The sequence below is a fragment of the Psychrobacter sp. MES7-P7E genome (genome assembly GCF_002863645.1).
Taxonomy (GTDB): domain Bacteria; phylum Pseudomonadota; class Gammaproteobacteria; order Pseudomonadales; family Moraxellaceae; genus Psychrobacter.
The window spans coordinates 23,495-45,075 of the sequence record NZ_PJBU01000113.1; the positions used below are offsets into that span (position 1 = coordinate 23,495).

14 protein-coding genes are annotated in these 21,581 nt (G+C 46.5%); 12 read left to right on the plus strand and 2 right to left on the minus strand.

The features are described from left to right. Nucleotides 1-268 precede the first annotated feature (268 nt). The 6 genes from CXF62_RS12140 (at nucleotide 269) to CXF62_RS12165 (ending at nucleotide 9,300) form a co-directional block, all read left to right on the plus strand. The gene (locus CXF62_RS12140; RefSeq protein ID WP_102094560.1) at nucleotides 269-2,023 is read left to right on the plus strand and encodes an AMP-binding protein; all 1,755 of its coding nucleotides are present in this window, start codon (nucleotides 269-271) and stop codon (nucleotides 2,021-2,023) included. Between the two features lie 240 nt (nucleotides 2,024-2,263). Continuing rightward, a complete protein-coding gene (locus CXF62_RS12145; RefSeq protein WP_102094561.1) occupies nucleotides 2,264-3,874 on the plus strand; it encodes a carboxyl transferase domain-containing protein in 1,611 nt (536 codons plus the stop codon). 78 nt (nucleotides 3,875-3,952) lie between these two features. Next, a complete protein-coding gene (locus CXF62_RS12150; RefSeq protein WP_102094562.1) occupies nucleotides 3,953-4,759 on the plus strand; it encodes an enoyl-CoA hydratase/isomerase family protein in 807 nt (268 codons plus the stop codon). A 77-nt stretch (nucleotides 4,760-4,836) separates the two neighbouring features. Further along, on the plus strand, nucleotides 4,837-6,936 hold the full coding sequence (locus CXF62_RS12155) for an acetyl/propionyl/methylcrotonyl-CoA carboxylase subunit alpha (protein WP_102094563.1): 2,100 nt from the start codon (nucleotides 4,837-4,839) through the stop codon (nucleotides 6,934-6,936). Nucleotides 6,937-6,995: 59 nt separating this feature from the next. Then, nucleotides 6,996-7,916 (plus strand): hydroxymethylglutaryl-CoA lyase, encoded by a 921-nt coding sequence (locus CXF62_RS12160; protein WP_102094564.1) that lies wholly within the window; start codon nucleotides 6,996-6,998, stop codon nucleotides 7,914-7,916. 196 nt (nucleotides 7,917-8,112) lie between these two features. Continuing rightward, on the plus strand, nucleotides 8,113-9,300 hold the full coding sequence (locus tag CXF62_RS12165) for an isovaleryl-CoA dehydrogenase (RefSeq protein WP_102094565.1): 1,188 nt from the start codon (nucleotides 8,113-8,115) through the stop codon (nucleotides 9,298-9,300). Between the two features lie 123 nt (nucleotides 9,301-9,423). Here the strand turns inward: CXF62_RS12165 and CXF62_RS12170 are convergent, their stop codons facing one another. After that, on the minus strand, nucleotides 9,424-10,152 hold the full coding sequence (locus CXF62_RS12170) for a pantothenate kinase (protein WP_102094566.1): 729 nt from the start codon (nucleotides 10,150-10,152) through the stop codon (nucleotides 9,424-9,426). 59 nt (nucleotides 10,153-10,211) lie between these two features. Beyond that, entirely contained in the window at nucleotides 10,212-11,201 is a 990-nt protein-coding gene (locus CXF62_RS12175; RefSeq protein ID WP_102094567.1) for a biotin--[acetyl-CoA-carboxylase] ligase, read from the minus strand. Nucleotides 11,202-11,376: 175 nt separating this feature from the next. On the opposite strand from CXF62_RS12175, the gene CXF62_RS12180 reads away from it, so the two are divergent. The 6 genes from CXF62_RS12180 to CXF62_RS12205 all read left to right on the plus strand — a co-directional run bounded on the left by CXF62_RS12180 (nucleotide 11,377) and on the right by CXF62_RS12205 (nucleotide 21,570). Further along, on the plus strand, nucleotides 11,377-12,180 hold the full coding sequence (locus CXF62_RS12180) for a sulfite exporter TauE/SafE family protein (protein ID WP_185156659.1): 804 nt from the start codon (nucleotides 11,377-11,379) through the stop codon (nucleotides 12,178-12,180). A 51-nt stretch (nucleotides 12,181-12,231) separates the two neighbouring features. Beyond that, nucleotides 12,232-13,173: a hypothetical protein gene (locus CXF62_RS12185; RefSeq protein WP_102094569.1), complete on the plus strand. Its 942-nt coding sequence runs from the start codon at nucleotides 12,232-12,234 to the stop codon at nucleotides 13,171-13,173. A gap of 66 nt (nucleotides 13,174-13,239) precedes the next feature. Beyond that, nucleotides 13,240-17,184 carry an AAA family ATPase gene (locus CXF62_RS12190; protein WP_102094570.1) on the plus strand — a complete coding sequence of 1,315 codons (3,945 nt, stop codon included), beginning with the start codon at nucleotides 13,240-13,242 and terminating at the stop codon, nucleotides 17,182-17,184. Nucleotides 17,185-17,399: 215 nt separating this feature from the next. Beyond that, nucleotides 17,400-18,416: a cell division protein ZipA gene (locus tag CXF62_RS12195; protein ID WP_102094571.1), complete on the plus strand. Its 1,017-nt coding sequence runs from the start codon at nucleotides 17,400-17,402 to the stop codon at nucleotides 18,414-18,416. Between the two features lie 384 nt (nucleotides 18,417-18,800). Further along, on the plus strand, nucleotides 18,801-20,792 hold the full coding sequence (gene ligA / locus CXF62_RS12200) for an NAD-dependent DNA ligase LigA (protein WP_102094633.1): 1,992 nt from the start codon (nucleotides 18,801-18,803) through the stop codon (nucleotides 20,790-20,792). Nucleotides 20,793-21,096: 304 nt separating this feature from the next. Further along, nucleotides 21,097-21,570 (plus strand): putative immunity protein, encoded by a 474-nt coding sequence (locus CXF62_RS12205; RefSeq protein WP_102094572.1) that lies wholly within the window; start codon nucleotides 21,097-21,099, stop codon nucleotides 21,568-21,570. The last annotated feature ends 11 nt before the right edge of the window (nucleotides 21,571-21,581 follow it).

The following is a 21,581-nucleotide window of genomic DNA, read 5'->3' on the forward strand; positions in this document are numbered from 1 at the left end:
CATCACTGGAAAAGCCAGCTTTTTACTATTATGGTATAAAGCTGGCTTTTCTAATTTAGGTCGTATAAAAGACTCGTTGATTAGTCACCATTGAAGCATTACTCTTGTGTCGTTATTTTTAAATGATACATAATGTATTACTATTATTGACAGCCTTTCATTGATGGCGTTATAGTAGCTGCATGCTATGTAAGACCTGTTCAAGGAAGAACGCTATACCCACAGGCTATTAATAAGCACCGTATAAAGTAAAACGAAAGGACTCGTTATGACTAAAAATCCTGATTTTGATACCATTCTAAAAAATATTCCTAGCATCAATATGGGCGCGCGCTCAGCAAATGCGCCACTTACCCAAAGCTATGATAAAGGTCCTGATGTGCCGCTGATTGAAGCGACTATCGGTGATTTTTTTGATGCGATTGTCTCCAAATATCCAGAGCGCGAAGCACTGGTCGTGCGCCATCAAAATATCCGCTGGACGTATCGTGAGTTACAACAGCATGTTAATCAGCTGGCTAGTAGTATGATTGAGATGGGACTTGAGATTGGCGATCGCATCGGTATCTGGTCGCACAACAATGCTGAATGGCTCTTGATGCAATTAGCGACCGCGAAAGTCGGCGTTATCCTCGTCAATATCAATCCTGCCTATCGTACCTTTGAGCTGCAATATGCGTTAAATAAACTCGGCTGCTCAGCACTCGTGCTCATGCGTCATTTCAAAAGCAGCGACTATGCCAGCCTAATCCGTGAGCTGTGTCCTGAGATTTACCATAAAGATTATACTCAGCTTGATTTGGTCGAGATTCCAACCATTGAGCGTATCATTTGGATTGATGAACCAAACTCTGATGAAGAGTTTGGTTTTATGCAGAAGTTCTCTGCTTGGATGGCGGAAGGCGATGCCAACGATCCACGGGTTGCCGAGCGTCAAGCCCAGCTTAAAAACACGGATGCTATTAACGTCCAATTTACCAGTGGCACGACTGGTACACCAAAAGGTGCCACCTTAAGCCATCGTAATATCTTAAATAATGGCTACTTTATCGGTGAGGCCATGAATCTCACCGAGGAAGACAGACTGTGTATTCCAGTACCGCTATACCATTGCTTCGGCATGGTGCTCGGCAACTTAGCGATTCTGACGCATGGCGGCTGTATCGTCTATCCGAACGATGGCTTTGAGCCGTTATCAGTGCTGCAAGCAGTCGAAGAAGAGAAATGTACTGGTCTGCATGGCGTACCGACGATGTTTATTGCCGAGCTCGACCATCCTGAATTTGAAAATTTTGATTTATCGACTTTGCGTACTGGCATTATGGCCGGCTCTAGCTGTCCGATTGAAGTCATGCGCCGTGTCATTGATAAGATGCATATGAGTGAGGTCACCATTGCTTATGGCATGACCGAGACCAGTCCCGTTTCCTGCCAGACCAATGAGCACACGCCACTTGATAAGCAAGTATCAACCGTGGGATTGGTACAGCCTGCGCTTGAGGTGAAAGTCGTCGATACAGAAACAGGTGAAATTGTACCGCTAGGTGAGACAGGTGAGTTGCTTACACGAGGCTATTCAGTGATGAAAGGCTATTGGGGTAGCCGTTTTAAAACGCGTGAGGCTATCCAAGATGGTTGGATGCATACGGGTGACTTGGCCACAATGGATGAAGATGGCTACGTCAAAATCGTCGGTCGTAGTAAAGACATGGTGATTCGCGGCGGCGAAAATATCTATCCGGTAGAAATTGAAAATTACCTTTATCGTCATCCAAAGATTCGTGATGTGCAAATCGTGGGTATACCCGACGAGCGTTATGGTGAAGTGCTGGCAGCGTGGATTATTCCGAAAGAGCCTGGCTGCTTGACTGAACAGGAAGTCCGTGAATTCTGCAGCGAGCATATCGCTCATTATAAAGTGCCTGCTTACTATCGCTTTGTGACTGAATATCCAATGACCATCACTGGCAAGATTCAAAAATATAAAATCATTGAGCAAATGAAAGAAGAGTTGGGTTTGTAGTAAGCTTACTTATCTGCTCTAAAAAACAAAAGACTAACCATATTCATTTCACTATAAAAGTATTACAGCGTTAACCTCGCTTGAAGTATCACACATACATCTGCACTCGGTTGCCTTGTACTACTTTTAAATTGAATCGACTATATGTGAGCAACGCTTAAAAATAGCAGTTAGTATGATTTATATAAAAAGCTACTTACATCTACGTATCTATCTATGTATAAGAAAAAAAGGGATATCATGAGCGCTATCATAACCAGTAAACTGAGTCCAAACTCAAGCGATTTTCAGCAAAACAGTGCCGCGATGCAAGAGATAGTCGATGACCTGTATGTACACTTGCGTAAAGTTGCCCAAGGTGGCTCAGAGCGTGCACGAGCCAAGCATCTAGCGCGTGGCAAACTCTTGCCTCGTGAGCGTGTCGAGCGTTTATTGGATGTGGGTACGCCGTTCCTAGAAGTGGCGCCGATGGCCGCACATGATATGTATGGCGAAGAGATTCCAGCGGCTGGGGTGATTGCCGGTATCGGTCGTATCAATGGCGTTGAGTGCATGATTGTCTGTAACGATGCCACGGTAAAAGGCGGCACGTACTACCCAATGACGGTCAAAAAACACCTACGAGCTCAAGAGATTGCGCAAGAAAACCATCTACCATGCGTTTATCTGGTTGATTCAGGTGGGGCTAATTTACCGAACCAAGATGATGTATTCCCTGATAAAGAACATTTCGGCCGTATCTTTTTTAATCAAGCCAATCTCAGTGCGGCAGGTATTCCGCAGATTGCTGTGGTCATGGGCAGCTGTACGGCTGGCGGTGCGTATGTGCCCGCCATGAGCGATGAGTCTATTATTGTAAAAGAGCAAGGTACGATCTTTTTGGGTGGTCCGCCACTAGTCAAAGCAGCAACTGGTGAAGAGGTCACGGCAGAAGACTTGGGTGGTGGCGATGTACATACCCGACTTTCAGGCGTGGTTGATCATCTAGCGCAGAATGATACGCATGCACTATCGATTGCCCGTAATATCGTCAGTCACCTAAATCGCCCTGCAAAAAATATTCCTAATCAAATCACACCGCGTCCGCCACGTTACGATGCCAAAGAACTCTATGGTGTGATTCCAACGGACAAGCGCAAGCCATTTGATATCAGAGAAATCATCGCGCGTATCGTCGATGACAGTGCTTTTGATGAATTCAAATCACGCTTTGGTACGACGTTGGTTTGTGGATTTGCTCATATCGAAGGGATGCCTGTTGGTATTATTGCCAATAACGGTATCTTGTTCAGTGAGTCAGCGCAAAAAGGTACTCACTTCATCGAGCTGTGCTGTAAGCGCAAAATTCCATTAGTGTTCCTGCAGAACATTACTGGCTTTATGGTTGGCCGCAAATACGAGAATGAAGGTATCGCTCGTCATGGCGCCAAAATGGTAATGGCAGTGGCGAATGCAAAAGTACCTAAGTTTACTGTCATCGTTGGCGGCTCATTCGGTGCTGGTAACTACGGCATGTGTGGCCGTGCTTATAGTCCGCGTTTCTTATGGATGTGGCCAAATGCGCGTATTTCTGTGATGGGCGGCGAGCAAGCAGCATCGGTATTGGCAACGGTTAAGCGTGATAACTTTGATCGTAAAGGCGAAGCTTGGAGTGAGGAAGATGAAGCGGCATTTAAAGCGCCAATACGTGACATGTATGAAGAGCAAGGTCATCCTTATTATGCTACCGCTCGTCTATGGGATGACGGCGTGATTGATCCTGCTGATACGCGTAATGTGTTGGCATTAGCGCTTAGTGCCGCTCATAACGCTCCCATCGAAGAAACTACTTTCGGTGTTTTTAGAATGTAACCAGTTTTTAATATTTAACGATACTCAATAAATATCATTAGTAAAGATAGTAGATAGTGACTAAAAAAAGAGAAGACAATGCAACAAAATATAAATAACTATAAAAGCCTACTGGTTAACGTCGAGCAGCACGTGGCGACAGTGACGTTGAATCGTCCTGAGATACGTAATGCCTTTAACGACGAAATGATTGCCGAGTTAACCGATGCATTCAATACGCTTGGTGCTGATGATGAAGTACGTGTCATTGTGCTAGCAGCTACTGGCAAGGCATTTTGCGCAGGTGCTGACCTCAATTGGATGCGTGCCATGGCAGATTATAGCTATGAAGAGAATCTAGCGGATGCTGATAAATTGGCGCAAATGCTTAAGACTATTTATGAATGTCCTAAGCCAACAGTCGCGGCTATTCAAGGCGATGTATACGCAGGTGGCATGGGTCTAGTCGCTGCTTGCGACGTAGCCATTGCGGTCAAAATTGCTAATTTCTGCCTCAGTGAAGTGCGTTTAGGGTTGGCACCTGCCACTATCAGTCCTTATGTTATCCGCGCGCTAGGCGCTAGAGCATCGCAGCGTTATTTCTTAAGTGCTGAAGTGTTTGATGCCAAAAAGGCGCGTCAGCTTGGCTTTATCCATGAGCGTGTTAGCGAAGAGTGGCTAGGCGATGAAGTGGCTGCGTTCTGTAACAAGGTCGTCAAAAACAGCCCTGATGCAGTTAAGACCTGCAAACAGCTATTACACGATGTTGCTGGTGCGCCTATTACAGATGAGCTGATTGCTGACACGGTCAAAGGTATCGCTGATATTCGCTCATCAGAGCAAGGCCGCGAGGGTGTGCAAGCATTTTTGCAAAAGCGTAAACCTGATTGGCTAATGGCAGACTAACTAGTAGCAGAACAATGATAGGCAAATGGGTAAATAGACAAGACGTCAAATAATAACGACAAGACACAGGGATAGTTATGTTTTCTAAAATTCTAATCGCCAACCGTGGTGAAATTGCTTGCCGAGTGGCTGCGACTGCTAAGCGTCTTGGCGTCAGTACCGTTGCTGTTTATTCCGATGCGGATCGTGAGGCCAAACATGTGGCTGTCTGTGATGAGGCTATCTATTTAGGCGGTTCGGCACCGAAAGACAGTTATCTCAAAGGCGATGCTATTATTGCGATAGCGCTTGAGACTGGTGCCCAAGCGATTCATCCAGGATATGGGTTCTTGAGCGAAAATGCAGACTTTGCGCAGGCTTGCCAAGATGCTGGCTTGGTATTTATTGGCCCATCGGCAGATGCTATTCGCGCTATGGGCGGTAAGTCTGAATCTAAGCGCTTGATGGAGTCAGCTGGTGTACCGCTGATCCCCGGTTATCATGGTGACAACCAAAATGCACAGTTTTTGCAGCAGCAGGCCGATAGTATTGGCTATCCTGTCTTGATTAAAGCGAGTGCAGGTGGCGGTGGTAAAGGTATGCGTATCGTTGAAAAAAGCAGCGATTTTATTGACCTGCTAGACTCCTGTCGCCGAGAAGCGATTACCAGTTTTGGCAATGATCAAGTGTTGGTCGAAAAATACGCGCTAAAACCACGTCATATCGAAATCCAAGTATTCGGTGATACGCATGGCAATTATGTGCATCTGTTTGAGCGTGATTGCTCAGTACAGCGCCGCCATCAAAAAGTATTAGAAGAAGCGCCCGCACCGGGTGTCGATACTGCGATGCGTGAAGCGATGGGCACAGCGGCAATCGAAGCAGCACGTGCGGTCGATTACGTGGGTGCAGGTACGGTTGAGTTTATTGTGGAGCAGCGTGAAGACTCTATGAATTTTTATTTCATGGAAATGAATACGCGTTTGCAAGTTGAGCATCCTGTTAGTGAAGCGATTACGGGTGTCGATTTGGTCGAGTGGCAGCTGTTGGTTGCTGCAGGTCAGCCATTGCCAAAAACACAAGATGATCTGGCTATCAACGGTCATGCAATTGAGGCGCGTATCTGTGCTGAAAACCCTGACAATAATTTCTTGCCAGCGACAGGAACTTTATTCACTTATCAAAAGCCTGAGCATAGTACCTTTAACATTACCGATGTGCGTATCGACGATGGCGTACGTGAGGGTGATGTGATCAGTCCTTTTTACGACTCTATGATTGCCAAGCTTATCGTGCATGCTCCTACGCGCGAGCAAGCGTTGGCGAGACTAGACCATGCATTGGCACAGACTCGTATCGTTGGTCTGCCAAACAACGTGGCATTTTTGCGTTATATTTTAAATACCGATTCATTTAGCAAAGCCAATCTTGATACGGCCTTGATAGAGCGTGAGCAGGATAAACTTTTTGACCAGCATCCTCTTGAGTTATCGACGCTTGTGGTGACAGCTATTGCCCAGCAGCTTGCGAGTGAAGCGACCACGCAGGGCTCAGATCCGTTTAGCAAGCCGACGGGTTTCCGTGCTTATAGCAATTATACTCGTTCATTTAGCTTGGTTTATGATGAGCAAGCCTACAGTGCTCGCATCAGTAATTGGCATAATGCGAGTTGTGTTGATAGCAAAAAAGGCGGCGATAATCTCAGTAGTTTTACGCTCGTCATTGGTCAAGAAATCGTAAATACGCAGGATGATAGCAATATCAATGTAGCGGCTCAGACCGAAACGGTTTATGAAGGTGAGGTCAATTATGATAGCAGTGACGCGCACAATCATACTTTATGGTTAGATGGTGCACGTATCAGTGCCCAAAGCTGGGTAAATAACGAGACAGTCTACGTATTCACAGATAGCGGACGTGATGAAATTACGCTTATTGATATCATGGCACATGTGGGCGAAGACACAGCAGCAGTTGGCAGTTTGAAGTCACCAATGCCAGGACAAGTGGTTGCATTCAAAGTAGCTGTTGGCGATACTGTGAAAAAAGGCGAGCCACTTGCCGTCATCGAAGCCATGAAAATTGAACACACGATTACCGCACCGACAGATGGTGTGGTAGCAGAGCTATTATTTGCAGCAGGTGATTTGGTCGCTGATGGTGATGAGCTATTGCGAATCGATAGTGAAAAAGCATAGCTGACGTAGCTTAATAAAAAAGCCTCATCAAAGCGCAAATAACAAAAAGGACGACAAGTATGAGCCATTCGTATCCAAGCCATGTCAGCATTGTTGATGTCAGTCCACGTGATGGACTACAAAACGAATCCATGACGGTACCGACTGAGGTTAAGCAAGCGCTTATCAATGACTTGATTGCGGCGGGTGTCAAAAAGCTGGAAGCGACCAGTTTTGTCTCGCCAAAGTGGGTGCCACAAATGGGCGATAATAGCGCGCTACTTGACGCGCTAGCGCCGACACGGCAGACGGACGTTTGCTACTCGGTACTGGTGCCCAATATGCGTGGCTTTGAAAGTGCTATTTTGCATCGCCCAGATGAAATCGTTATTTTCGGCTCAGCCAGTGAAACCTTTAGTCAAAAAAACATCAACTGTAGTATCGATGAGAGTATCGAACGTTTTGCGCCAGTAGCTGCTGCAGCAAAAGCCCAAGGCATAAAGGTACGTGGCGTTATCTCTTGTACGGTTGGTTGTCCCTATGAAGGCGAGATTGACCCAAGCCAAGTAGCCTATGTGACCAAGCGTCTGGTAGAGATTGGTTCAGAGCAAATTGGCATTGCCGATACGATCGGTGTGGGTACGCCGCTCAAAGTACAACGAGCATTGCAAGCTGCACTTGAGTATGCTGATATCTCTATGCTATCAGGTCATTTCCATGATACTTATGGCCAGGCACTAAGCAATACTCTGGCTGCCTTGCAGATGGGTGTGAGTGAGTTTGATACCTCTGTCGCTGGCTTGGGCGGTTGTCCTTATGCCAAAGGCGCAACGGGCAATGTCGCCACCGAAGATGTAGTATATATGCTGCATGGTATGGGTATCAGCACGGGTATCGATTTGGATAAATTAGTCGTGGCAGGTGAACGTATCAGCGAGTTCTTAAAGCGTCCGAATGGTTCAAATGTGGCACGTGCCATCATTAATAAACGTCAGTCTTAATGAGTATAGTCAATCCACTGTGAAGGTATGACAGCGTTAACCTCGTTTGAAGTATTCGATATACATCTACACTCGGTTGCCTTGCCATACTTTCGCATTGAATGGACTATGACATCAAAGATGACATCGAAAATAATATGGCTTTAAAAAACAGATCAAAATTCGAAAACTAAATATTAAAATACAAGGAATGGTTATGAGTTTACCTGGATTGAATTTTCAACTTGGCGAAGATATTGACGCCCTACGTGATGTCGTACAGCAGTTTGCAGCAAACGAGATCGCTCCACGTGCTGCCGAGATTGATAGCAGTGATGAGTTCCCAATGGATCTGTGGCAGAAGATGGGTGACCTCGGTCTACATGGTATTACCGTTCCAGAAGAGTACGGCGGCTCCAACATGGGTTATGTCGCCCATATGGTCGCGATGGAAGAGATTAGCCGAGCTTCGGCATCAGTCGCGCTTAGCTATGGCGCACATTCTAATCTATGTATTAACCAAATCAAACGTAACGGCTCTGAAGAACAAAAGCAGAAATATCTGCCAAAGCTAATCAGTGGCGAGTTCATCGGTGCATTGGCAATGAGTGAGACAGGCGCTGGCTCAGACGTCGTTAGTATGAAGCTCAAAGCCGAAGAAAAAGATGGCAGCTATGTGTTGAACGGTAGCAAAATGTGGATCACCAATGGCCCTGACGCGGACGTGATGGTAGTCTATGCCAAGACCAACCCTGAGATGGGTGCAAAAGGCATGACGGCCTTTATCGTTGAAAAAGGCATGGAAGGTTTTGGTACCGCACAAAAGCTAGATAAGCTCGGCATGCGCGGTAGCCATACTGGCGAGATGACTTTTAATAATGTAAAAGTACCAAGCGAAAATATCTTGGGTGGTCTCAATGAAGGCGTTAAGGTATTGATGAGTGGCCTAGATTACGAGCGTGCCGTATTGGCCGCAGGTCCTATCGGTATCATGCAAGCGGTGATGGACAATGTCGTGCCTTATATCCATGACCGTAAACAGTTTGGTCAAGCGATCGGTGAGTTTCAGCTTATCCAAGGTAAAGTTGCGGACATGTATACCATACTACAAGCCGGTCGTAGTTTCTTATATACCGTTGGCAAGAATTTGGACATGTTGGACGCGCGCGGTGCGGGTCATAGTCGAGAAGTGCGTAAAGATTGCGCCAGTGTGATTCTATGGTGTGCCGAAAAAGCCACATGGATGGCAGGTGAAGGTATTCAAATATTTGGCGGTAATGGCTATACCAATGAGTATCCACTCGGTCGCTACTGGCGCGATGCCAAGCTGTATGAGATTGGCGCAGGTACCAGTGAAATTCGCCGTATGCTAGTCGGTCGTGAGCTGTTTAACGAGACCAAATAAGAAAGTATTGTGGCAATAACTAGAAACACGTTAGCTATTTTCTAATAGTAAAATAAAAAAGCAGCACGTTCAAAACGTGCTGCTTTTTTTGTGTCAACGTTAAACCGAATTATCTATAAGCGGTTAAGACTTATTGCGATAATCAAAGTATCTTGCCAAACCATTTAGTAATAAATCATCACGTAAGCGCACTGGACGATTAACATGCTGGGATATAATGGCTGCATCACCGCCTGTCATAATCAATTCAAAATTAGGGTGACGATGGCTAATCTCATTGATCGCGCCGACGATAGAGAGCAAAATACCGCGATGTACCGCGTCTTGAGTGGTTAAGCCTTGGTTGACGCTATCAAAAGTACCGTTCGAGATAGTGATTTGCTTAGTACCAGAGAACAGTGACTCACGCTGTAGATAGATGCTGGGGAAAATATAACCGCCCAAATGCTCAGCATGATCAATTAAATCAATGGTCACCGCTGTACCACAACCAATCACACACTGGCGTTTTTTCTTATCGACCGCACCGAGCATCTGTAGCCAACGATCACAGCCGAGCTGCTGATCATTGTAAGTACTTTTCATCAGTGCGTGTGCCGCATCGACATGGACAAACTCAAACGGAATATTCAAACGACTGAGTGTCTCTGAGACTTTGGCATTGAGATTGTCGCCCAATACCGATGAGATACCAATAAAGTCAGGCGCGTAACGCTCAAAGCGATCCGTCAGACCCATAAGTAGTTCGGCAGGCGCTTGCAGGTGCTGCTTGGCATCATGCGCGACTATTTGTCCGATATCATCGGTTAGCCAGTATTTTAGGCGGGTATTTCCAAGATCAAGCCAGAGCATAAAAGTCCCTTTATATAGTGCTCGTTAATGATGGTATTCATCAATATAGTTGTCTAAGCCTAATAAATAACGTCGATGCGTCCAGTAAAAAGCGTAGAAATCTTACCGCTATCTTGGCGCAATTGCAAACAGCCATGTGTGTCGACACCGCAAGCGATTCCCGTCACGACTTTTTCTTCGTTATTATAGTCTTGGGTGACGCGTAAGCACAGACCTGATAGCGCATCCATCGTCGCAAACTGCTCCAAAAAACTATTCAAATAATAAGTGTGACCCGTTGGCTGCTCTATGCCCAAATGCTCAAAGCGTGTCATCGCCGCCATCAATGCTTTGCACATCTGCTGATAGAGCATTGGTAGGTCTGGTAGGCTCGCAGGTCGTGTCTCTAAAGGTAGCATCTCATTAATGTCTTGTAAGCTAATCGCTTGGTAGCTCATACCCTCAGACGTTTGTGTGGTGAGCTTAGGTGCTGCCTGTACGTTTAGGCCAATGCCTAACACCACACCGACCAACCTGCCAGCTTTCGTCACTGGCTCTATCAAAATCCCAGCCAGTTTATTAAAGGGTAGCGTACGCTGATTTGCTACATCATTATCCAATACGGAATCCAATACCGAGCTGTCCGTTATGGATTGTTCTTTAGATTGCTCTTCAGATTGGCTCTGAGCTTGCTGATAAAAACCCAAGTCATTTGCCCATTTCACCCCAATTGGCGTCAGTCCTTGTGCTTGCAGTTGCTCGTTCAACATTTGAATGACGGGCATCTTCGCCAGCTCAAGACCAATGATTAGCGATAGCAAGCCACTGATTGGCATATGCACGGGATGGTATAGCGACAGATAGACATTGCCGCGCGGTGATTGCCACGAGCGTCCGTGCTGACCACGACCTGCGCTTTGGGTTTCCGCGGTCAAAACGTGTACGGTGGCGACATCTAACGCCCCGTTTTGCAAGGCTTCTATCAGCTCACTATTGGTCGAGGCGCTACTAGCCACATGACGATGATTGAGCTCGGATAAATAGGTAGAAAAACTAGTGAGTGGCGGCATAAGTTTAGTCGATGTGGTTAAAGGAAACTTTGATATACTGAGCGATTGTTGCGGTCAGACAGTACCGAGTAAACAGCATAAAGGTCGCGTTGAGATTTGGCAAATACAATTAAGCACGCCTAAGCGCTAGTGAGTACTATAGTGCCAGTCAGTATTATAAAAGGTTCGTTCTATGATGTTATATGTGTGGTTTGTGATTGCAGGCGCGTTTGCAGGTGTCAGCGCAGGCTTGTTTGGCGTCGGCGGTGGTATGATTATCGTGCCCGCATTGGTTTGGATTTTTACCGCTTATGACTTTTCGCCAGAAGTAATCACCCATTTGGCCATTGGGACGTCATTGGCGACCATCGTTGTGACCTCGATTAGCTCACTGACTGCTCATAATAAGCGTGGCGGTGTACGCTGGGAAGTATGGCGCAAGATGGCGCTTGGATTGGTCATCGGTAGTTTGGTCGGCGCTGGTATCGCGGATATGATTGATGGGCAAGCTCTACAGGCTATCATTGGTTTCGGTGCGCTATTGGTCGCGCTAAAAATGCTGTTTTTTTCGAATAAAGAACAAGTGGGTAAACCGTTACCATCGGCTGGTGTACAGTTTGGTGCCGGTACTGGCATTGGTATGGCGTCCTCTATTTTTGGCATTGGCGGCGGCAGCTTGACCGTGCCGTTCTTGAACTGGGCAGGGCTGCCGATGAAACAATCGGTCGGCACATCAGCGGCATGCGGTCTACCAATTGCCTTGGCTGGAGCAGCAGGCTTTGCTTGGTTCGGTCAAGACGTGGTCAATCTGCCTGAGGGTACGATAGGGTTTGTCCATGTCACAGGATTTTTGTTTATTTCAGTCGCCAGCTTTGCGATGGCAAAGGTGGGCGCCAAGCTTGCCCATATCTTACCTGCGCTCATGCTTAAGCGCGCATTTGGCATATTATTGATATTTGCTGGAGGGCAGTTGTTACTGAGTGGATTGGGTGTTTTATAGCAATAATGAGTTTTTATAAAATTAGTATGCAAACCGTGAGACATTATTAGTATGAAAGCTGCAGAAAAATACCGCCGTGTTTTCGGCTCAATGAATCATCTAAAAGACCAGTTATCATGGACGACGGGTCTCTCTAATATGGTAGAGTTTTTGGCATGGGAGCCGCAGCGTATTTTAGGTATTACTAAAAAGCAATATGTACGCCAAATCATTGAATGGGCGGCCCACCCAGAGTTAAAGGACAAAAATATAGAAGAGATTGAGCAATCAGTCATCAAAAAGCTCAATACAAAAATGAATGAAACTGAGCAGCTAGAGACGTATTCAACGCAAACGATGGGTATCTGTAATGCGAGAGAAGCCGTGCGCCGCGTAACGTTCTTTTCTGAAGACTATCTCAATAAAGAATTCGATATCTTTTTGAGTTTGTGCAGTGATGTTTATCTGAACTTATTTTATCAGCAATTTATCAGCTTTGAGCCGAGTGGATCATGGTCGACACATGGTAATAGCGGTATGTTTGAAAACAGTACAGAGCTAAAAGCCATGTATATGGACAACCTAGCCTATAACCATCAGGGGAATGTATTGATAGCGAATGAGTTAAAACTCGCTGGTCGGAAAAACCCAGACCCAATCCTAAAGTATTGTTTGATGTATGAGCACTTATTAGAAAAAGGCTTTATCGATAAAGGGGCAAAGTTTTTATTGTTATTTATCGGTGGTGACGCGCTAAAGCAAAACAAGCAAACGCTCGTAGATCGGGAGCTGGCTCTATGTCATAAACGGCCAAGAAAGTATCAGCATTTGCTAAGACCAGAGCTGTTAGAAATAGTCGATCACTTAGAAGTAGCAAGTATCTCTTGGTCAGCCTTCATCGAGTTTAATAATCGCTACTTAGCAGAAAATAGCGTCTGCCAAGTGGAGCAAAAACTATTACGAGGATTCCATCAAAGCCTAGAATCAAAATCGTTTATGCACTTAGCAGTTTAACCCTAAAAACCCACTACAATTTCAGGTAGAATAGCCGCCTGTTTTTGCTAAGTTTATTGACTCTTCATGCGTTTAAAATCCCTAAAGCTGGCAGGCTTCAAATCCTTTGCCAATCCAACCACTTTTACTTTTCGTCATGGTATCACCGCCATCGTCGGGCCGAACGGCTGTGGCAAATCCAATGTGATTGATGCCATCCGCTGGGTGCTGGGCGAAACCTCAGCCAAGCAGTTACGCGGCGGGGCGATGAGTGATGTTATCTTTGCTGGTACGCAGGATAAGACAGCAAAAAGTGTCGCCAGTGTTGAGCTGACTTTTGAGCATACCCAAGATGAGCAGACTGGCATTCGCCACGAGTTTAACTTGTACCAAGAGCTATCGGTTCGCCGTCAGGTAAATAAAGATGGCCCCTCAGATTATTTTATCAATGGTACGCGTTGTCGTCGCCGTGATGTGGTCGATGTGTTTTTAGGTACAGGGCTGGGTGCACGTAGCTATGCGGTGATTGAGCAAGGTATGATTGGGCGCATTGTTGAGTCTAGCCCCGTGCAGCTGCGTGAGTTTATTGAAGAGGCGGCAGGTGTCTCACGCTATCAGGCTCGCCGTGAAGAAACGCAAAAGAAATTAGAGAAAACGAAAGACAATCTAGCGCGTCTGCATGATATGCAAAGCGAATTACTACGCCAGCAGAAAACACTGTCTAAACAGGCAGCGAGCGCGCAGCGTTACGAAGAATTGGCATTAACACTAGCTGATATCGAGCAGCAGCTCGCCATCCAACAGCTCTATCAAGCCAAGCAAACACATCAACAGCAGAAAGTAGCGCATGAACGCAATGCTACTGAGGTGTCGACACTTCAAGCTGACTACGACACGCTCAAAGCTCAGCAAGACAAGCTCACTGCTCGTATCAATCAAGAGCAATGGCTCAAAGACGATGCCCAAAGCGCTCACTATCAGCAGCAGCTCGGCTATCAACAAGCGGAACATAAGCTAAGTGATGCTAAGTCACAGCTGGCTACTATCGAGCAGCAACTGTTTGGCTTGGCTCAACAGCGTGCGCAATCACTCGCTGATATCGAACGGCTCAACGCTGAACAAGCTGAACAGCATCAAGCGCTAGAAGCGTTGCGTCCACAGCTTGTTGAGCTAACAGATAAGCGCGATAACTATAAGCGCAATGAGCAGCCACTACAACGCGCGTGGCATGACGCGCAAAACAATCTGTCACGCTTACAAGATAAAGCCCGTTCGCTTGAACAGCAGCAAGCTATTAACGCTCAAGCACAAAAACGTCATCAGCAAAGCTATGATAAATGGCAACGCCGCGAGCAAAACTGGCAAAACCTGTGGCAGCAATTACAGCAGTCTATAGCGCCATCTGCATCTGACAGTGCTGATGTGAGTAAAACGAATAATGCGCAAGATCTCAGTCAAGTGCTAGAACAGCAAGTCACTGAGCTAAACACGCAGTTGCAGCAGATTGAGCGTCAACGCGAAGCCGTCGATGAACGCTTGTCCGAGATACAACCGCAAGCGCATAGTTTGCAGCAGAGACTAAACGCACAGCAGAGCGAGTTGAGCGATGATGAAAAGCGTCATGCGCTGTTGGTAGGCGAATACGATACCCTGCATCAGATATTGCATCCAAAACCTACACAACAGCAATCAGAAAAGACTCAATCTACCGCGACAGATAATGCAGATAGCGATGGCATATATCATCAGCCGATAGCCATTGCAACGCTACGTGAGCAAATTGAGCTAAGTGCGAAGGGGCAGGAGTATGCGCCGCTACTCGATAGTATCCTAGCATTGTGGCTAGATAGCCATGTGCTGGTTGCTAATCAACAAGCTAATCAAATCAAGCAATCAAGCGTTAATAATGCTACTGGCGTTTATCAAAGAGCCGATAGCTTGTGGCAAGCGCTTGAGCATGACGTTGCAGATTTACTGACTTATCAGACGGCACAAAATACGCCTGCCAGTGCAAAAGATAAAACTCTAATGGAGACGGGTCATAGCTTATGGTTGCCTACTGCGCAAAATAGCATCAGTGACCATGACCTTGTCAGTGAATTGCCAGATAATTTGATTGATAAAGTGTTGCCATTATCGCAGTTGATTACTCAGCCGCTACTCTCGCTATGGCAACAGTGCTATATATATACGGCGCAGCTTGAGACTAGTGAGCAGCATGAAATTGACACACTTACTGATGTACTGAAGTCATTACCACCATTAGCAATATTGCTCACCGCAGATGGTTGGCTGATCAGTCGTCATGGGACGATTAACTTAAGCAAATTCGCTGGTGCGCAAGATAGTCAAAGTGATAGCAGCAGTCAATTTCTCACGCAGCGTTTGCAGCAGCGCACTCGTTTGCAAGCGTTAGAAGACTTGCTTGATGAGTTTGAAACCAAAATACAAGAGCAGCAAAAATCTATTGCAAAAGACCAGCGCGATTATGATGCATTAATAGTTAGCTTGGAAGAAACGCGCGCGCAAGTTGAGCAGTTAACCCGTGATAAGCATCAATACCAGCAGCAACTGACGACCGAGCGAGCCAATGCTGAGCGGTTGCAAGCGGATAGCCAGCGTTTGAACGCTGATAAAGCAACGCTTGAGCAGGAAAAGCAAGAACTGGCGCAAGAGCAACAAACGCTTGAACAAGAACAACAGCACATTGAAAGCGAGATCGCTACGCTAACGCCGCAAATAGTAGAAGCACGAGCGACAACTCAGCAACTGCAAGCTGAGCGCAGCGAGCTAAACCGCGCGCGTCAAGCTGATGATGATGCGTGGCAAGCATTGCAGCTGCGCATTCAGCAATACGAGATGCGCTTGGAGCATAGTATTAGTAGTCTGGCTCGTACGACTGAGCAATATGATAAGTCGTTAGAGAATGAGCAAAGTCTACAGACGCGTCACGATCAGCAGCAGGCTAAATTGCCAGAGCTACAAGCAGCACTACAGTCTGCACAGGTAACGCGCGATGAGCAGCAAGTGCTATTGAACGAGCGCGATACTGCGCTAATGGCATTAAAACAAACGTACGCTGAGCAGCAGACGGCATTTGATACATTGCAAAATACATTGCAAACGCAGCAAAGCGAGCTTGCCCGTCATGCTACTGAGTTGGCATTAAGCGCGGCACGGTTAGAGGATGCTAGCGCACACACGCAGAGCGCTTTAGATGCTTATTATCGTGTAAGTCATAAATATAAAGCGCAAGCAGAGCAACCGCGACAAAGCATGAGCGTCTCAAACTTGCTAGCAGATTTTATCGCTCATGATCGCCGCGTCCGTCCAGACAAAATCGCTGAGCTAGAGTCCGAGCGCGCCAAGTTGACCCAGCAGTTGAGCAAGATTGGGCCAGTGAATTTGGCAGCGGTCGCAGAGTTGGCCGAGGTAAACGAGCGCCTAGAACCACTCGCACAGCAGACGGCAGATATCGCGGCCAGTATGCAGACATTGACCGAAGCGATTGCCTCTATTGATGAGACGACCAAGACACTGTTTATGCAGACGCTTGATGCGGTCAATAATGAGTTGGCCAATTTATTTGCCAAAGTCTTTGGCGGTGGACAGGCTAGCCTGACGTTGAACACTGACGAGATGCCAGCCAATACGCCAAAGTCCGAACAATGGCGGGCAGGGCTTACCTTGATGGCGCAGCCGAAGGGTAAACGCAATAGTCGCTTAGCGGTATTATCGGGCGGTGAAAAAACCCTTACAGCGCTGAGTTTGATTTTTGCGATATTTAAGCAGCATCCCGCACCGTTCTGTGTGCTTGATGAGGTCGATGCACCGCTTGATGATGCCAACGTCGCGCGCTTTACCAGTCTCATTCATGAGTTAGCAGATGATTTGCAATTTATTTTTATCAGCCATAATAAATTGACGATGCAAATTGCTGATGAGCTAAAAGGTATTACCATGCCAAGTGCAGGCATTTCTACACTAGTCAGTGTGTCGCTTGATGAAGCTGCGCGTTACGTAGAGAGCTAAGAGTGAAATAGTCGACATTAAAAGTGCTATGAGAATCAGCGCGATGCAAATATAATCAATCAATTGGCATAAATGCAAATAAGCTTGACCTCAGTCCAGCATACTGGTTATAAAGTACACAATGTGGTGACGATATAGGTCAGCCATGCTAGAATATTGCCATTTATGCTCGTTTGTGTATTCCCTTTTGTTATATATACTAGGATGTATTTATCATGACCGTTATTCAGTTTATATTGATTGCCATTGCCGCGTTTATCGTGCTCGCAGGGCTGTTTATGGTCATTCGTAGCTTTAAGCGCCGCGGTGCTACCGAAGCTGCTGCGGTCAATTATGATAAAAATGGTATTCCGATCATACCGCGTCACGAGCGCAACATCGTCGATCAGCCAGATCTCGATGATACAGTCGCAGGCGAGACGAGCATCGGTCCAGATCGTAGCTACTTGGATGCTGTGGTTGAAGAAGAGCCATTGACGCAATCGCATACCAACGTTGATGCCCAACTAACGGCTGAGCGTGACCATGTAGCAGCTGACGACTATGACGTCATCGATGAAGCCGACTACGCGCGCTGGCAAGAAGAGCAACGCCGTGCCGATAGTGCTGAGTTTGTAGAAGTCGCCGATCAGATGCATATCGAGCAAGAGCCTGATGCGTTCTCTAGCCTAATGTCAGCGACTGATAGCCTGATGCCAACCATCGATACGGCAGAAGAGCCGAGCTTCGATGACAACAGCCCGATACTGGATCAGCATCTATCAGAGTCAGGTGATGATGTGCAAAATGGTCCTTTGATTAATGCCAAAGACAATATCAATATCACTATCTTGCCGCACCAATATCGTGACCGTCCAGCGGCGATTATCCGTGGTCGTGACCTATTAGCATTGATTGATAAATATGGTCTACGCTATGGTGCGATGAATATGTTCCATCGCTACGAGCAAAAAGACGGCACGGGTATGCTGTGGTTTAGCATGATGGGTATCACCGATAGCGGTATCGCGCCATTTGATCCGCATAGTGTCGCGACCAACACTTATAACGGTGTCGTCGTATTCTTGTCATTGCCACATCCACAGGCCGTGCGCAGTTTTGATAGTATGATGAGCATTGCTTATATGATGGCAAGCGACCTTGACGCCATTATGCTTGATGAAGAGAATGAACCAATCACGCCTGAATACAAGCAGCAACTACGTAACCAAGTTCGTGATTATGAGGGCTAGGTGCTTGAGGATTAGAAGCTCGAAGGATAAGCGCTGAAAGATAAAAGCTGATTAGTATCAGAAATCATAAAAAGGCAAATAGCGATTAACGTTATTTGCCTTTTTTAATGGGCTATAGTTTCCGAAAAGTGCTAACCATAGTAGACTGAGCGAGCCTAACACAGTATCTGATTTATATAGGATTGACTATACCGAGCTTCCTACAAACTTGTTATCATATCAACATCTTGAATTGCGAAAAAGACGCCGACTATGACTGACTCTACCTCATCAAATAATTCTAAAAATCCATCTGCTCAAGTAGAAAACCAAGCACCTGCCAAATCTAATGTATCTAGTTCGACTGACAGTAGTACCAATAATAGTGCAGAGATTGTCTCAAAAATGCGTGCGCTTATTGAAGCGATTAAGACGCATAACTATGCCTATTATGTGCTCGATAATCCGATATTAGAAGACAGTGAATACGATCAGTTACGTCGCTCGTTGCTTGAGATTGAAGAAGAATATCCAGATTTGGTACAGCCAGACAGTCCAATCAATCAAGTCGGCGATATGCCGCTATCAGCCTTTACCCAAGTTACGCATGATATTCCGATGCTGTCGTTAGGCAATGTGTTTGAATATGATGATTTGCGCGATTTTATGCGCCGTGTCAATGATCGTCTCAGCGACTCACAGCAAAACCCTGAATACGAGATGGAGCTAAAGCTCGATGGACTGGCCGTCTCACTGAAATATGAGCACGGAAAATTTGTCCAAGCGGTCACGCGCGGTGATGGGCAGACGGGTGAAGATATTACCCAAAATGCCAAAACCATCCGTAACCTGCCACTATGGATAGCTGATGCTGCTGATATTGAGTTATTAGAAGTACGCGGTGAGGTATTGATGCCAAAGGCGGGGTTTGAACGTCTTAATCGATTGGCAGAAGAGAACGAGGGCAAAACCTTTGCTAATCCGCGCAATGCTGCTGCTGGTAGCTTACGTCAGTTAGATCCAGCCATTGCTGCTAGTCGTCCACTGGCTTTCTATGGCTATTCGGTCAATCAGGGTTTGCCAGATACTATCGACACCCAATCAGGAGCGTTGGCATGGCTTACCGAGCTTGGATTTACAGTCAGCGCCGTAGAAGTAGTCGCAAATCCACGCGCCGCCCAGGCCTACTATGAATCAGTGATAGAAGGGCGTAGCGATCTGCCATTTGAAATCGATGGCATGGTGATTAAGGTAAACAGCCTTGCGTTACAGCAGCAGTTAGGCTACCTATCACGCGAGCCACGCTGGGCGACTGCCTATAAATTCCCCGCTGAAACGGTAATGACACGTCTCAACGATATCGAATGGCAAGTTGGCCGTACGGGTCAAATCACCCCAGTCGGTAAGCTTGAGCCTGTCAAAGTCGGCGGCGTCACTGTCAGCAATGTCACCTTGCATAACTTTGGCGAGATTCAGCGTTTGGACGTGCGCGCAGGCGATACGGTCAGTGTCCACCGTGCAGGCGATGTCATCCCCAAAGTCACTCGTGTCTGGCACGATCAGCGCCCAGCCGATAGTACGCCTGTCACGCTACCCTCTACTTGTCCTGTCTGCGACTCTCCCGTCGTGCTGCCAGAAGACGAAGCATTGGCGCGCTGTACGGGTGGACTGTTTTGCCCAGCGCAGCAGCAAGAAGCACTTATTCATTTTGTCTCACGTCGTGCCATGGATATCGATGGGCTTGGTGCGAGTTGGTTGATTAGCTTCTTTGAGCATGGTCTGGTCAAAACGGTTGCTGATATCTATCAGTTGCACAATCATGCAGATGAGATGGTCACCTTTGAGAAATTGGGTGAAAAATCGGTCCAGAATATCATCAATGCAATCGAAGCCAGCAAGCATACGACATTGGCTCGTTTTATCTATGCGCTTGGTATTCGTGGTGTCGGTGAAGGTACGGCACAGAACTTTGCTCAGCAATTTGGTGGTTTAGATAGCCTAATGGCGGCCAGTATTGAGACTTTGATAAAAACCCCAGATGTCGGAGAAATCACTGCCGAGCTGACCTACAAATTCTTCCGTGCGCCGCACAATATCGAAGTGATTAATTCGTTGCTTGAAGCTGGCGTCCACTGGGATAAAGTCGAGCAGGTTGCATCAGAAGGGCTACCACTCGATGGGCAAACGTGGGTCATCACAGGCGCACTCGATAGCATGGCGCGTGATGAAGCCAAAGCCAAACTACAAGCGCTGGGCGCAAAAGTGTCGGGTAGTATCTCGGCTAAGACTACGGCATTGTTAGCAGGGGAAAAAGCAGGTTCGAAGATGGCGAAAGCGGAGAAGTTAGGCGTAAAGGTAGTGGCTGAGGAAGAGTTTTTGCAATTGATTAAAGAATGAGGGTGAGTCTAATTTAAAGTAGCAGAAGACAATAGCGAAAACAATTAGCCTCAGCATCACGTGCTTTAATACATAGAAATATGCGGGTCATGAGCCGTCTTTCTTTAATAGTTCACTCGGCGCTCGTCCCTCGCAAGAGCAGAGCACAGCTCTCGCCTTGCAGACGGGCAGAGCAGTGCTCTGCTATTTCCGTCCTCACTTGCGCAAGAGCCGAAAGTAGTCATTATGCACTGTGAAGTACAGATCTAAATAAGAAACACTCTACAATCTTCTAAATTTACACTCATGCTAATTCGGGTTCTCTATGCCTACCAAATCAAAGATTAAGATTACAGACAATCTAGAGTTGCGAGCAGAGATAGACAGTCTCTTTGAATCAACAACACAGGCAACACTAGCAAAATGGGCGATTGAATGTGCAAAACACGTTTTACCATTAGCGAATAGTGAAGATATTGATATTACGGATATACAAGAGGGCATGTTAACCAGTCAGCTTTGGCAAGACAGTAAAGCTAGCGTTAATGCGGTCAGAAAAGCAGGATTCAAGATTCATGTTGTCGCAAGGCAATGTCAGACTGAAATAGCCAGAACGGTTTTTAGAGCTGTGGGACACGCGGTGGCGGTTGGGCATATGACAGAGCACACCATGGTGTGCTCAGATTATGCCATCAAATCAATACAACTTGCCTTTCCAAACGATAGTGAGATGATAACAATTGAAAGGCAATGGCAGTTAGATAGCTTGAAGGTGTTAGAATCAAATGCATCAACATAGCTAACTTGTTT

Excerpts from the sequence above, each read along its gene's own strand:
- CXF62_RS12140 (WP_102094560.1), top strand. The coding sequence starts at position 269 with ATGACTAAAAATCCTGATTTTGATACCATTCTAAAAAATATTCCTAGC.
- CXF62_RS12145 (WP_102094561.1), top strand. The coding sequence starts at position 2,264 with ATGAGCGCTATCATAACCAGTAAACTGAGTCCAAACTCAAGCGATTTT.
- CXF62_RS12150 (WP_102094562.1), top strand. The coding sequence starts at position 3,953 with ATGCAACAAAATATAAATAACTATAAAAGCCTACTGGTTAACGTCGAG.
- CXF62_RS12155 (WP_102094563.1), top strand. The coding sequence starts at position 4,837 with ATGTTTTCTAAAATTCTAATCGCCAACCGTGGTGAAATTGCTTGCCGA.
- CXF62_RS12160 (WP_102094564.1), top strand. The coding sequence starts at position 6,996 with ATGAGCCATTCGTATCCAAGCCATGTCAGCATTGTTGATGTCAGTCCA.
- CXF62_RS12165 (WP_102094565.1), top strand. The coding sequence starts at position 8,113 with ATGAGTTTACCTGGATTGAATTTTCAACTTGGCGAAGATATTGACGCC.
- CXF62_RS12170 (WP_102094566.1), bottom strand. The coding sequence starts at position 10,152 with ATGCTCTGGCTTGATCTTGGAAATACCCGCCTAAAATACTGGCTAACC.
- CXF62_RS12175 (WP_102094567.1), bottom strand. The coding sequence starts at position 11,201 with ATGCCGCCACTCACTAGTTTTTCTACCTATTTATCCGAGCTCAATCAT.
- CXF62_RS12180 (WP_185156659.1), top strand. The coding sequence starts at position 11,377 with ATGTTATATGTGTGGTTTGTGATTGCAGGCGCGTTTGCAGGTGTCAGC.
- CXF62_RS12185 (WP_102094569.1), top strand. The coding sequence starts at position 12,232 with ATGAAAGCTGCAGAAAAATACCGCCGTGTTTTCGGCTCAATGAATCAT.
- CXF62_RS12190 (WP_102094570.1), top strand. The coding sequence starts at position 13,240 with ATGCGTTTAAAATCCCTAAAGCTGGCAGGCTTCAAATCCTTTGCCAAT.
- CXF62_RS12195 (WP_102094571.1), top strand. The coding sequence starts at position 17,400 with ATGACCGTTATTCAGTTTATATTGATTGCCATTGCCGCGTTTATCGTG.
- ligA (WP_102094633.1), top strand. The coding sequence starts at position 18,801 with ATGCGTGCGCTTATTGAAGCGATTAAGACGCATAACTATGCCTATTAT.
- CXF62_RS12205 (WP_102094572.1), top strand. The coding sequence starts at position 21,097 with ATGCCTACCAAATCAAAGATTAAGATTACAGACAATCTAGAGTTGCGA.